Origin of the sequence: Paraglaciecola aquimarina (assembly GCF_032464635.1) — a bacterium.
GTDB classification, from domain to species: domain Bacteria; phylum Pseudomonadota; class Gammaproteobacteria; order Enterobacterales; family Alteromonadaceae; genus Paraglaciecola; species Paraglaciecola aquimarina.
This window is the reverse complement of record NZ_JAWDIO010000002.1, coordinates 2,795,991-2,809,177: the sequence shown is the minus strand read 5'-3', so window position 1 is coordinate 2,809,177 and position 13,187 is coordinate 2,795,991. Positions and strand designations below refer to the sequence as shown.

Here is a 13,187-nt window from a genome sequence, read left to right as displayed (position 1 = left end):
AGCCTATTTAATAAAAAATATAACTCTAAAGAATACTTATGCAACATATTGTTTTCCATAAGTATTTAGTCAATTTGCTTTTGAAACGTAGCGAAATAAGGACTATCCCACTGAAATTTGGCAAATTCGCAATATTATACATATAAGGGGCAAAGCCGTCCAACCCCAATTACAAAAAATGCATAAATAAGCGCTTAATGCGACTTTTTACTCATAAGCGCTAAAAATGTCTATTTAAAACCTAAAACATCTTCCATGTCATACAAGCCAGCGGGTTTATCAATTAACCATTGCGCTGCTTTTACCGCCCCTTTGGCAAAGGTTAATCGGCTTGAAGCTTTATGGGTAATTTCTAATCGTTCGCCTATGTCTGCAAATAACGCAGTATGCTCACCCACTACATCTCCAGCTCTAACGGTGGCAAAACCAATAGTGTTGTGGTCCCGCTCCCCCGTATCTCCTTGTCGACCATATACAGCACAACTAGATAAGTCACGGCCGATCTCAGTTGCAATGGCTTCTCCAATGGCTACAGCAGTACCCGATGGCGCATCTTTTTTAAATCGATGGTGAGCTTCTAAAATTTCTATGTCTGCGGTATCAGCCATGACAGCGGCAGCTTGACGAACCAAATTCAGCAGCAAATTCACACCTACACTATAATTGGCGGCGAACACTATAGGTATATGCTTAGCTGCTTCATGCAAAATACTCTTTTGTTCATCAGATAAACCGGTAGTACCTATTACCACGGGTTTGTTATGGGCTCTACATAAAGCTAAATTATCAGCCAGCGCAGCTGGCAAGGTAAAATCAATTAACACATCAGTATTCACCATATGTTCTGACAGATCGCTGCAAATTGAGATCCCTTTTTTACCAATACCCGCTACTTCACCAACATCGGCTCCCACCAATGTAGAAGATGCTCTAACAGAAGCGGCAACGAGTTTATTCTCAGCACTTTGTTCAATCGCGTCAATCAAGACTCTACCCATGCGCCCATTGGCACCAAAAATTGCAATATTGCTCATATCTAATCGTTACTTTAAATCGTGATGTTGTTTACAGTAATTGTGCCTCAAATATTAACGAGATGCAGCACAGCTATGGTTATATATAACCTTAACTCGGAATAAGCCCCATTACTTTCAGTGTACTTTTCTGAATATTCATCAGCTCCACCATCTATTCAATTGACTAGCACGGTTTGACGACATAATTTGAAACGTTATTGTTGTAAGCCCAGTCAATAATCCACTGCATATGGAACAACGTTTACGCTAGACTGTCGGCACGACATAGACAATAGTGGCTAGTGCTCCCTTCATGCAACAGACCTTTAGTAATAACAGTGTAGATTTAACTTATCTGCCCCAGATAGAAACATTAACCCCACAACCATTGGCTCCAAGCTATGCGCGGATAAACTTGCTAATATTGATAGCGGTTTTGTGCTCAGTTTTAAGCATTGGCACCTTTCTTTACTACCAAACAATATTTAAATTGCTCAGGAGAATTTATTTCAATATTGCCAGCAATTATGCTCGCTGTAGTAATATTGGCGGGCCCTTTGTGCTGGGTTACCTTTCAAGCAGATAAGCAAAAGTACTATGCACTGAGGGAATTGGATGTACATTTTAGCAGTGGTTTATTTTTTAAGAAAATGGTGAGTCAGCCTATTTCTCGAATTCAACATATTGAACTTAAAAGAGGGCCAATAGAACGAAAAGCGGGATTAGCCAGTTTGCAAGTATTTAGCGCTGGGGGTGCCATGCATACCTTTGAAATTCCCGGACTGCCATTTGCCAATGCCCAACAGTTAAGGCAAATCATTCTAAAACACAAGTCAGTACTTACGCATGGATAGCAACGCAGCCAAGAAGGGGCTAACATCGGATACGACAGCGTCAGATAAGAGTGAGCAAGTCAACGCCTATCGTTCCTTAAACCAATGGCAAATGTTATCACCCATAGCCATTGTGTACTTTGCCGCCAGTAGCGTTAAACATTTGTTTGGCAATGCGCTTTTTCTCATTCCTGTTTTAGCCATCAACTACAAAAGCATATTACAACACCCTACTGTTTGGTTACCTAGCATCGCTGCCCTTTTGACGGTGTTTGTATTGCTAGCCATTGTTAACTATAAGGTTTACCGCTTTAAACTATCAGACGACAACATCGAGATCAGATCTGGACTTTTCAATAAAAAGTATCTTAATTTACCTTTTGAGCGGGTTCAAAACGTTAAGCTCGAACAGCCCATTTATTACCGTTTTACCGGCCATGTTTGTATTCAGCTAGACAGTGCAGGATCGGCAAAAAGCGAAGCAAAGATCATTGCCTTACGCTCTGAATTCGCAGAACATTTAAAAACCCACATACTCAACTATGCACAAAGTACCAATGAAGCTGGAGGCCAAGCACAAGGACAATCTGCTAGTCCTAATGATAATTTACACAGTGTTAGCGCAACCACACAAAATGAAACATGCCTCAACACGCGCTCTTTGAACGACCTAATTATTCACGGTATTACCAGTAATAGAATTTGGATTTTTCTTGGCGGTCTAGCGCCCTTTTATGACAATATAGCGGGATTTATCAATCAATTTCTCGTCCGTCTAGGCATAGACTTCAAGGCCCTATTTACTCTACAAGCTAACTCAATAGTAGAGATAGCCTTATATGCTGTCAGCCTGACAATACTAATTATGTTGCTACTGGTGGGCTTCTCTGTATTGGGCTCTATTATTAGTTTTCATGGCTACACCTTAAATAAAATAGATGACCGATACATTAGACGCAGTGGTTTACTCACCAAACACGAAGTCAGTATGCGCCTGAGTCGTCTACAAATGATTATTCGAAAACAAGATTGGCTCGACCTTTTGCTAAAAAGAATCAATTTAACCTTTGAACAAAACAGCTCTATTGAAGCTAACAATCAGCACTTAGCGACCAATAATAAGATTATCGTGCCATCTATAAAAATTGAAGAGTGCCATCAGTTAACCAATGATGCCTACCCTGAAACAATTTGGCGGCATATATACAAAATAACCATTTCACTTCAATCAGCCGCCATTTTCTGTTTAAACATATAGTATTCGTCATATTTCCTATATGTATATTGCTATTAGGGTTCTCACTACTTAACGGCAACTTGACTGGTGCGGCTACGAGTACAGGAATATTTATCATACTCTGCGCTCTAATTTATATTCGCTGGACACGCTGGGGAATTGCCTGCGACGAACAATATATCTACATACGCAAAGGATTATTTGGCGTTGATTATTATTGTTTTCCTATTTTTAAAATTCAGCAAACAACATTTAAGCAAAGCATTCTGCAAAAAAATAGCAAACTAGCCTCGGTTCAGTTTGTGTTAGCCTCTGGTTCGTTAAAAATTCCGTTAATTTCCCAAGCACTCGCTTATAAATTAATCAATGAGAGCTTATTTACAGTTGAGTCTAGTGAAAAATCTTGGATGTAGTGGCACTGATTTAAAAATAATACGGGCTATTTCCCTCAGTATTTGCTATTTTTTTGAACAAATAAGCGTAAGTCTGTTTAGATACTGAGCAAACGAATTTTTTAATTAAAAAAACGGTTGACGACCAAATACTAGATCAGCATAATACGCGCCACTTCGGTAACGGAGTGACAGAAATGGCTACATAGCTCAGCTGGTTAGAGCACATCACTCATAATGATGGGGTCCCAGGTTCAAATCCCGGTGTAGCCACCATTTTTGTCATCTAGTTAGAAGAAGTACGCGGGAGTGGTGGAATTGGTAGACACGCTGGATTTAGGTTCCAGTGCTTCACGGCGTGAGAGTTCGAGTCTCTCCTTCCGCACCATTGTTGGGGTATAGCCAAGTGGTAAGGCAGCGGGTTTTGATCCCGCCATTCGTTGGTTCAAGTCCAGCTACCCCAGCCATTATTTTATAAATTGCTGAGTTTGACATTCTTGAGGTTAGAATAAGAATGTTTGTACTAGCAGTTTACTATAAATAAACGGCTGTTTTTTTATAGTACACCTGTTTTATTGGGGTATAGCCAAGTGGTAAGGCAGCGGGTTTTGATCCCGCCATTCGTTGGTTCAAGTCCAGCTACCCCAGCCAAACACCAAAAAGCCTGCTTTTATAGCAGGCTTTTTGATCCTTGGTGTCTGTGTATTAGTGCCAGTTCAACTATCTGGCCAAATAAAGACAAAGCCTTGCTTAACGTTTTTTGCAAATTAGTCGCCATCAAGCTGCAAAGCACTAGACATAAATGGCCGAAGACGGCAGTATTTCCTCACACCCACATAATTTAAAAGGAAAAATTTTGCTCAATCAATTAGTTAAAGACATTAACAATATCTTATGGGGTGACTATCAAGTTTTGATCTATATGCTGTTGGCTGCCGGTGTATGGTTTACTGTTAAGTTAGGTTTTATTCAGCTACGCCACTTTAAGCATATGTTTTCTGTAATGAAAGGGAGCACTAAAAGCGATAAAGCGGGCATCAGTTCCTTTCAAGCATTATGTACCAGTCTTTCGGCTAGAGTAGGCACAGGTAACTTAGCAGGTGTAGCGGTCGCTATATCACTAGGTGGCTCAGGCGCTATTTTTTGGATGTGGGTTATCGCCATTTTGGGCATGGCGACAGGTTTTGCAGAAAGTGTGTTAGGTCAGTTATATAAAGTAAAAGACACCAATGGTGAATACCGAGGCGGGCCAGCATATTATATTCAACAAGGCTTAAACAAGCGTTGGTTAGCCATAATATTTTCACTGTTTTTATTTTTAGGCTACGGCTTTATTTTTAGTGCCGTGCAAGCCAATACTATTACCGATGCGTTAAATCATGCCTACGATATCCCTACTCTCTATTCGGGCTTAGTCATTATTCTGCTAGCGGGCTTAATTGTTATTGGTGGCTTGCGTGCTATCGCAAAATTTGCCGAATGGGTTGTCCCTTTTATGGCATTGTCTTACGTGCTCATTACCGTCATTATCACCGTACTTAACGCGAATTTAGTGCCTGCTATGTTATGGGATATTATTTCTTCCGCTTTTGGTCTACAAGAAGCTGGGGCCGGAGCAATAGGTGCGGCCTTTAAGCATGGTGTGCAACGGGGGTTGTATTCTAATGAAGCGGGCTCGGGCAGCGTGCCTCATGCAGCAGCGAGTGCCACTCCAAATCCTAACCATCCTGTGTCTCAGGGTTATGTGCAAATGCTGGGAGTGTTTATCGACACCATGATCCTCTGTACCTGTACTGCAGTTGTTATTTTGTTAGCCGGCGGCTCTAATAGTGATCAAATGGAAGGAATACGATTAACTCAAGATGCAATGGGCTCACACCTAGGCTCAGGCGGAGCCGACTTTGTAGCTGCGGCAATCAGTTTGTTTGCCTTTACCTCTGTCGTGGCAAATTACGCCTATGGAGAGAGTAATCTACATATGTTCAAATTAGATAATAAAATTGGCCGAGCATGTTATACAACGGGTTATTTGCTGATGATATTGTGGGGCTCAATGGCAGCATTACCAGAAGTATGGGCCGCTGCCGATATGGCGTTAGGTTTGATGACTGTGATTAATATTATTGCCTTGGCTTGGATGACGCCAACCATTGTATCTATCAGTAAAGATTATTTCGATAAACGCCAAGCAGGTAAAAACATCACTTACCAGACTGGTGATTGCGATATACAAGGCCAATCAGAAACGGGCATTTGGGACAATAAAGAATAGAACAAAGGTAATAATGTTCTCAAAGGCTTATATTATGCCTTATCAGTTTTGTTCACACTAAACGCTGTTTGTTTACGGCGTTAACTGATAAGCCATGTTAGCCTAGCCAACCGGTAAAACCAGAAAATGTCGCTAGTCAAAACTGGGGCGGCTATATCTTAATAACGTATCTAGATCTGCTTGAGCTTTAATAGGCTCATGCAGATCTTGCGGCTCTAGCATTTCACAGTCATCACTCATCATTTGCTTTACTGTGACGGGGTAGAACCGACAGTCTTCTGGACGGTCGTGATATATGTCACAACTGTATAGTGTTTTACCCGTATCTGAACTTGTAACGCCACGCAAAAAAGGACATAGAGCTAAGCGTTTACCGCTATTCGGTGAAAACCAAATCAACCCTCCCTTAACATACTCTGCGATATCGGGATTAAACAAGCGCCACATCTCTATGTCACCGTCAGAAGCGGATAGGTCACCATCACTGTATTTAATGCAGCATTTTCCGCACTGTGTACAGTCCTTCATGCTTTTATTTTGTTTGTCGTTGGCATTCTATTTTGAACGAGCACGGTGTTGTTTTTTCATACGTGCTGATTGTGCCGCGCGATCTGACTCTCTTTTTTCTTTGCGATCTTTTTTATCTGGCGTGAGTGAGCCTGTTTTAAAACTTTGTTTACGCTTAATTTTATCCGCCGCTTTCTTAGCCGCGACGCTAGCCATTTCGGCTTCTTCGTGCTCTACCATTTCTGGTGTTTCTAAGCTTATTCGCCCTAACTTTCCTGAACGAAGTTCGTTAATTAATACTTCACAAATTTTGTGTAAATTAACTCTACCTCCGGCCATTAATGCACCACGACTGCCAGCAGCTGCTTCCAAAAACTCTATTTCAGTAGCGCCAATACTCGTTAACTTAAAACGTTCTTTTAAACACTCTGGGTAAGCCTTAATTAAATAATCCGCTGCGTAGAAACCCACATCATCATATTCCATAGCCGTATCTTTAATCGCGCCAGTGGCAGCTAATCGATAACCACTATTTGGGTTTTCAACTTTTGGCCACAAAATACCAGGGGTATCGAACAAGGTTATTCCATTGCCTAAATTAATACGTTGCTGATGTTTGGTTACAGCCGCCTCGTTACCGGTTTTAGCAATAATTCTGTCAGCCAAAATATTAATAAGTGTTGATTTACCCACATTAGGAATACCGACTATCATGGTATTGATAGTTTTTACACTTGCCTCTTTTTCGGGCAACATTTTGCGGCACAACTCTATAATTTTCTTCATCTGTGCCGGTTGCTCAGTCGTCGCTGCAAACGTTTTTACCGATCTTTCACGCTCTAAATATTCTTGCCAAGTGGCGGTCACCACCGGATCAGCTAAATCCGTTTTACTTAACACTTTTATACAAGGCTTATCGCCTCTTAGTTGCGCAATAGCAGGGTTTTCACTGGAGTACGGGATCCGAGCATCTAACACTTCAATCAATAAATCGACTTGAGGCAATACTTGTTTTATTTCTTTTTGGGCTTTGTGCATATGCCCCGGATACCAATGAACTGCCATTTTTTCGCCTTTAGTTGTGTACGATTACTGCCACTATTATATGCCCCAAGCATATTAAATCCGTCATTTTTAAATGGGTTGAGGGTAATGGCAGGATTGAATCAGAAGAGTATACCTGTGTGTTTAGCCGGTGTAATGCATGATCAGTTGAATAACCACTGAAATTACCAGTAATGGTAGGATCCAGCGACTAAATTTGCTCATTTGTTCATTGCTCAGATTAAAATTCGACTTTTCGATCAGCGGCACCAGTACCACCAAAGCAACAAATAAAACTCCCAGAATAATGAGCACCGTCATTGTGTTATCCCCATTGCATACTTTAACGCTTGTTTTTTCAAAGGTCCTGAACGATTAGCCAGTTTAAGACCTAGATTTCGAATGATAGAGAAAGGGGGAAAGTCGTTACTAAACACACCATACAGACTATCCATCGCGCTCATCATTAGTCCATTATCTAACCGGCGAGCTGATTGATAAGCCGTTAACCATTGTTGGCGGTTAACAGCGTTTAACGCCTGTTGATGACCAAACTTTGCCGTACTTTTATCAAGTGATTGCAGCAATGCCGTCACGTCTTTAAAACCTAAATTAACGCCCTGCCCCGCCAGAGGATTAATGGTATGAGCAGCATCCCCCACCAATACAACATGACCTTTAAAATATCGATTGGCATGCATCCTCGTCAATCTGAAACTGGCCGTAGCCAACACCTCGAAATCTACTAATTCTGCGGGAAAAGTTTGTACTATTTCTTGTTTTAGTTTTTCATTAGACAGACTTTTCAACCACCTAATATTCTCCGCTGTGTTATACCAAACCAAAGAGCCAAACCCATCATAAAGAGGTAAAAAAGCCAATGGTCCATCAGTGGTAAATTGTTGCCATGTGATGTCTTGTGTATCGGTGTTGGTTTTAATACTAATACCCAAGGCTTGTTGGGCATATTGCCAGCCTATCACTCCAATATTCGACACTTGCCGAACCATTGAGTTCCCCCATCCGCCCCAACCAAAATTCGACTTTCGATGATATTACCACTGGCCAATGTCACTGCAGATTGGCCGTTGTTCTGGATAGCTTGAACCGCATCATTCCAATAACAGGTAATACCGGGTTTATTGGCGATAACCTGATGTAATCCCAATTGAACAATACGGTTTTCGACTATGTGCCCTAAGTGACTAGCACCTATAGCGGCACTCTCAAAATCAGTTCGAGCCCGCGGCTCATCCCACACAGATAAACGTTTATATTGGCATAAACGCATACGCTGAATGAAACGCCAAGCGCCGAGATGAGTGAGCAGTTTTTCTGAAGTGAGACTAATTGCGGACACTCGCAAATCGGGCGGTTGTCTTTTGTCAAAGTCGGTAGGTTTATTGCTTTCGACTAAGGCAACGGTATAACCGAGATCACTCAAGCCTATGGCTAAAGTAGCGCCCACCATACCACCACCAATCACACAAAAATCAAACAACGTATTTTCCTTATTTATATATAACTCCCCGCTAATCGAATCAGCAATTAGCGGCTAGCTTTACCCAATGAGGTAATTGCCGATCCTACCACCACTATCCCAGCACCAATATAGGCCCATATATCCAATTCACTGGCTACGAAGTGGTCAGGCATAAGTTCGACGGCCAAATACATACTAACAAAGGTAAAAACTGGTGCTAAAGTAATGACTGCGCTCACTTTAGACGCTTGCCAAACACTTAAGGCTTCGGTAAAAGCTCCATAACCTACTATCGTATTTACACAACAAAAGGCGAGTACCCACAAGTGCGTGACATCTAAGGTTAATAACAGTGCTGGCTCAGCAAAGGGTAACAACATAATGACCCCCATTGAATAAATCAACAAGGTAATTTGCTTCGCCGAAAAATAGGCTAGTAATGACTTCTGTACGAGCGCATATGCTGCCCAAGCAACGGCAGCAAACATAATAATCAACACGCCTAGGGTATATTCATTTAGTGAAGAAAATAACAAGCTAAGTTTGTCGTTAAAAAATAAAGCTAAGCCCAGTAACAATAAAATAGCCCCCACACATTCTAACCGACTAAAGCGTTCAGAAAAAACACTATTCCCCCTAACATTAATAGAAAAGGGGCCAATTGCATCAGCACTTGTGACGACTCTGGATTGATATATTCTAACCCTTTCACATTCGCCACATAGTTAACCACAAGAAGTACCGAGACTAAAACCAAACTAAACCCTTTACGGCTTTTAAATACTCTTAATTGGGGTAGCGCACGGGATTGGAACAACATTAAAAATACAAATATGCCGGCCACCAAGAACCGATACAATGTAATAGTAACGGGATCCATCATTTCCAGACTTAACTTTAAAAATACCGGCAGAATGCCCCACAAAAATGCGGTTAGCAAAGACAAAAAGAAACCATACCAATGGTCATTTGGGGACAAACTAGTGTTATTCACGTTACCTTCAAAAATGGCAGTTGATGAGTACTACGAGGAACCTAGTACTTAGACTTTGTATCATTCAAACGATCGATAAGGTGGAGGCAAATCGACATAGCATCTTTTAATCGACATTCACGATTTTATCATTTGTTTGACTCTATCTCTATAACTCCTACTCACTTTAAGTTCTTCCTTATTAGATAAAATCAAATGATACTCACCACTGATATGACTAACGAGTTTTTCTACGTATTGAATATTAACAATGACTGACCTATGGACACGAACAAACACTTTAGGGTCAAGATTGTTTTCTAACTCTTTCATTGTACGGCGCATAATATGTGTACGAGCCGTTGTGTGTACGCACATATAATCGCCAGCCGCATCAATCCATTGCACGTCTTGAATGGGGACACGGGTAATTTCAGCACCGTCTTTTATCGCCAAGACATTCGCAAAGGTTCGAGGACCAATAGTTTCACCGCTGGCCAATTTATGTAGAATATCTGTCGAATCACTTCCGGTAAAATCTGCGACTAACTGAGCTAATTTTGCATGGTTTCCATTTTGTTCTTTTGCGGCTAAATAGTGACTCACCTTATTTATGGCTGCTTTTAACCTTTCATCTTCAACTGGCTTGAGTATGTAATCGATAGCATGTATCTCAAAGGCTTTAATAGCGTAAGAATCAAACGCCGTGACAAACACAATTAATGGCAGCGAATGCGCCTGCTCCCTTAACTTACTCAACACTTGAAAACCATTTAAACCTGGCATTTGAATATCTAAAAAGACCAAGTCTGGGTTTAGTGTCGGTATGTTGTCTAAGGCTTCAAGGCCATTTTTGCATTCACCAATAATCTCGATATTACTGTACTCAGCTAAACGTATGGCCAAACCTTTGCGAGCTAAAGGCTCATCGTCCACTATGAGTGTTTTAATCTGCATGTATCGTCTCGCCCAATTCAAACGGTATTCTAATATTTACATTCAATCCTGTTGGCTGGTTATTATCAATCTGGAAAGTGTATTTATTAATATATAGCGCTTGCAGGCGCTCTTTTATATTCGCTAACCCAACTCCCCACCTTGGCTACTTGGCAATTGGCCGTTAACCATTCTTGCGCCAGGACCATTGTCACTCACATCTAAAATGAGTTCTCCTGCCAACGACTTTGCCGAAATACTAATAATCCCCCCACCTTCCATTTTTGATATGGCGTACTTTATTGCATTTTCTATTAGAGGCTGCAAAATCAAACTCGGCACCAGAGGCTTTTGTGGCACTCTCATCTATGTCCCAATTTACTGTTAACCTTTCTTCAAAACGCACCTTTTCAATTTGTAAATACAGCTCCAATGCCTGTATTTCTTGAATGAGAGGGACTTTATGAATGGGATCTTTCTCGAGGGAGTAACGTAAAAAGTCACTTAACCTGTTAACCATTGCTTCAGCGGTTTTATTGTCTTTTATTAAAATGAGGGTAGAAATAGCGTTTAAGGTATTGAACAAAAAATGGGGATTAAGTTGATAACGCAACATTTTCACATGCGCTTGATGAGCCATAGAAGAGGCTTTTAATACGTTTTGCTTTTCTTTAAGTAACATTTGGTAATTTTTGATACCAAAATACGCACCGGTCCAACAACCAATCATAATGATTGAGTTAACGGTGTTGGTAAAATACATATACCACACCTCAGGACGGTAGCCTCTTTTATAGATTTCCCAATAATGGAGGTTTTTATCATGGCCCAAAATAATGCCGTCAAATATAAACTGACAACCACTAAAACCAACATTTTGATCGGACTCAAGGTACGTGCTTTGCGATAAATATAACGAAGGGGAATAGTTAACAGCCAACCAGCAAAGGCATTTAATACAATAACTACCAACCAAACACTGCGCATATCGTGTAAAAACGAGCCAATGTAATAAATGATTGCAAACCCTGCCCAGCCAGCGGTATGCAACGTCCAAAATAGTCGTTCACGACTATCTACCAATTTTCCCCAATAAGGCACGTAATTTCCAAAGATACAAAAAGTGAAAGATGAAGTGTACTAAAAAAACAACGTAGGCGTGTGATCTTGGTCTTAACTAACGGGTAGTTGGTCTCAGCCGGACTATAGGTCATTAAATACCTAGTAATTTATGTTCAGTCGTTTTAGCCAATGTACCGACCACCATGCAGGGCCAATATAAAGAAATTGGATGTCTTTAAAAAGACCTATTTTTTTACCTTCAATGTGGTGTCCGTAAAATTGTAATATCCACATACTAACAAATAAGCCAAGGCTAAATTGCCATACTGATACTTCCATCGTAACCAATAGTTTAATGAAGAAAAAACTTAAAATACTCAAAAAAGTCATAGCGGCTCCAACAGGGCCTGACAACTTAAAATAATAGTAAAGGGCTGGAATAACAATGACATGGGCCCAAGTGACACCAAAGTAATCCAAAAACTCAGGCGTAGGAATGGACCAAACTAACGCCAAGCTAACAAAATAAATGGTTGGAGACCGAAATAGCGTGTAAATATTTGTTAGCTTTATTTTGGTGACTTTCATTATAGTCTCTAAGTAACGCATCAATTTGTCGCATAACTTTCTCTGATATTTTAATTAACTTTAATCTAACAATTCAGTGCCAGCGCTTCAATTAAAAATTCCAAAAATAACAAGGGCAAATAAGCGGTTACGCTGTAACAACCATCATATCCTTCAGTAATTGTTTGACCTCACTTTTCGGCGTATCAAATTTAATTCCAAAGTAACGAAACACTTCATCTACTTTAGTGCTCATAATTGTACCTTCTAGCTCAATACTCTTATCTGACGCTGCGGATAAATGCATTTTAATAACTTGCCTCATTGCTGGAGTTCCTACCAATACCTTTTTATCAATCGATACGCGACAACCATTACTAGAAATATCAATAATAACGCAATGACATAGTGGTTCATTCGTCTGAGCGTCGGTCAACTTCACTGCGATACTTGTCTGTGCTCTTGGCTCTGCTCGTAAGTCGTGGCTTTGAATAGCGGTAGGGAAAGAAGTGAAAATCAAATCAGTAGGCGCTGTGGTGACTAATAGGACCTTCACTTTAAAAGCAATAATTTCACCAATATCATCTTCAAGAATATACCTTACAACCATAGTATTATCTTTAAATATTGCGTCTTTTAATCTGCCCCATTTAGACTCATCTGGAAACTTAATGATTAAACAACGCTTATTATCCATTCCAACAAATTCGGTTCTGACCCTTTTGACCCCAGTCAATGTTGTAATTTGTAAATCCATAGAACGACCAGGGCGCATAGATCTTATTTTTTTAAGTTCTTCATTGGTTATTCCGACTTTTCCTGCAAAATCGCCATGGGTGCAATATTCCTAATACATTTACCTGTT

At 40.5% G+C, this 13,187-nt stretch carries 12 protein-coding genes, 4 tRNA genes and 3 pseudogenes; 8 read left to right on the top strand and 11 right to left on the bottom strand.

Annotated elements, in window-relative coordinates; translation table 11 throughout:
• Window positions 1-230: 230 nt before the first annotated feature.
• Window positions 231-1,034, bottom strand: coding sequence for a 4-hydroxy-tetrahydrodipicolinate reductase (gene dapB, locus RS130_RS13985; RefSeq protein ID WP_316026440.1), 804 nt, complete (start codon window positions 1,032-1,034; stop codon window positions 231-233).
• 497 nt (window positions 1,035-1,531) lie between these two features.
• On the opposite strand from dapB, the gene RS130_RS13980 reads away from it, so the two are divergent.
• From RS130_RS13980 to RS130_RS13945, 8 genes are all read left to right on the top strand, one after another.
• On the top strand, window positions 1,532-1,870 hold the full coding sequence (locus tag RS130_RS13980; RefSeq protein WP_316026439.1) for a PH domain-containing protein: 339 nt from the start codon (window positions 1,532-1,534) through the stop codon (window positions 1,868-1,870).
• Window positions 1,863-3,107: a PH domain-containing protein gene (locus RS130_RS13975; protein WP_316026438.1), complete on the top strand. Its 1,245-nt coding sequence runs from the start codon at window positions 1,863-1,865 to the stop codon at window positions 3,105-3,107. Before RS130_RS13980 ends, RS130_RS13975 begins: the two co-directional genes overlap by 8 nt.
• A gap of 59 nt (window positions 3,108-3,166) precedes the next feature.
• Entirely contained in the window at window positions 3,167-3,499 is a 333-nt protein-coding gene (locus tag RS130_RS13970; RefSeq protein ID WP_316026437.1) for a PH domain-containing protein, read from the top strand.
• Window positions 3,500-3,677: 178 nt separating this feature from the next.
• Window positions 3,678-3,754, top strand: a tRNA-Met gene (locus tag RS130_RS13965).
• Window positions 3,755-3,781: 27 nt separating this feature from the next.
• Window positions 3,782-3,866, top strand: a tRNA-Leu gene (locus RS130_RS13960).
• A gap of 4 nt (window positions 3,867-3,870) precedes the next feature.
• Window positions 3,871-3,945 (top strand) — tRNA-Gln (locus tag RS130_RS13955).
• A 109-nt stretch (window positions 3,946-4,054) separates the two neighbouring features.
• Window positions 4,055-4,129 (top strand) — tRNA-Gln (locus tag RS130_RS13950).
• 205 nt (window positions 4,130-4,334) lie between these two features.
• Entirely contained in the window at window positions 4,335-5,750 is a 1,416-nt protein-coding gene (locus tag RS130_RS13945) for an alanine/glycine:cation symporter family protein (protein WP_316026436.1), read from the top strand.
• Window positions 5,751-5,882: 132 nt separating this feature from the next.
• On the opposite strand, the gene RS130_RS13940 is transcribed toward RS130_RS13945, so the two are convergent.
• The 10 genes and pseudogenes from RS130_RS13940 to RS130_RS13890 all read right to left on the bottom strand — a co-directional run bounded on the left by RS130_RS13940 (window position 5,883) and on the right by RS130_RS13890 (window position 13,079).
• On the bottom strand, window positions 5,883-6,278 hold the full coding sequence (locus tag RS130_RS13940; protein WP_316026435.1) for a YkgJ family cysteine cluster protein: 396 nt from the start codon (window positions 6,276-6,278) through the stop codon (window positions 5,883-5,885).
• Window positions 6,279-6,305: 27 nt separating this feature from the next.
• Complete coding sequence (ylqF, locus tag RS130_RS13935) at window positions 6,306-7,322, bottom strand: ribosome biogenesis GTPase YlqF (protein WP_316026434.1); 1,017 nt, start codon at window positions 7,320-7,322, stop codon at window positions 6,306-6,308.
• A 123-nt stretch (window positions 7,323-7,445) separates the two neighbouring features.
• Complete coding sequence (locus RS130_RS13930; protein WP_316026433.1) at window positions 7,446-7,622, bottom strand: hypothetical protein; 177 nt, start codon at window positions 7,620-7,622, stop codon at window positions 7,446-7,448.
• Window positions 7,619-8,802: pseudogene (locus RS130_RS23570) on the bottom strand (FAD-dependent monooxygenase). Before RS130_RS23570 ends, RS130_RS13930 begins: the two are co-directional and overlap by 4 nt.
• Before the next feature lie 47 nt (window positions 8,803-8,849).
• A complete protein-coding gene (locus RS130_RS13915; RefSeq protein WP_316026430.1) occupies window positions 8,850-9,377 on the bottom strand; it encodes an EamA family transporter in 528 nt (175 codons plus the stop codon).
• 5 nt (window positions 9,378-9,382) lie between these two features.
• The gene (locus RS130_RS13910; RefSeq protein ID WP_316026429.1) at window positions 9,383-9,778 is read right to left on the bottom strand and encodes an EamA family transporter; all 396 of its coding nucleotides are present in this window, start codon (window positions 9,776-9,778) and stop codon (window positions 9,383-9,385) included.
• Between the two features lie 117 nt (window positions 9,779-9,895).
• Window positions 9,896-10,714, bottom strand: a complete 819-nt coding sequence (locus RS130_RS13905) for a LytR/AlgR family response regulator transcription factor (RefSeq protein WP_316026428.1) — start codon at window positions 10,712-10,714, stop codon at window positions 9,896-9,898.
• Window positions 10,704-11,794: pseudogene (locus RS130_RS13900) on the bottom strand (sensor histidine kinase). The gene RS130_RS13905 and the pseudogene RS130_RS13900 overlap by 11 nt, the downstream one beginning before the upstream one ends.
• 120 nt (window positions 11,795-11,914) lie before the next feature.
• Window positions 11,915-12,377 (bottom strand): annotated as a pseudogene (locus RS130_RS13895) (Mpo1 family 2-hydroxy fatty acid dioxygenase).
• A 93-nt stretch (window positions 12,378-12,470) separates the two neighbouring features.
• On the bottom strand, window positions 12,471-13,079 hold the full coding sequence (locus tag RS130_RS13890; RefSeq protein WP_316026427.1) for a PilZ domain-containing protein: 609 nt from the start codon (window positions 13,077-13,079) through the stop codon (window positions 12,471-12,473).
• Window positions 13,080-13,187: the final 108 nt, after the last annotated feature.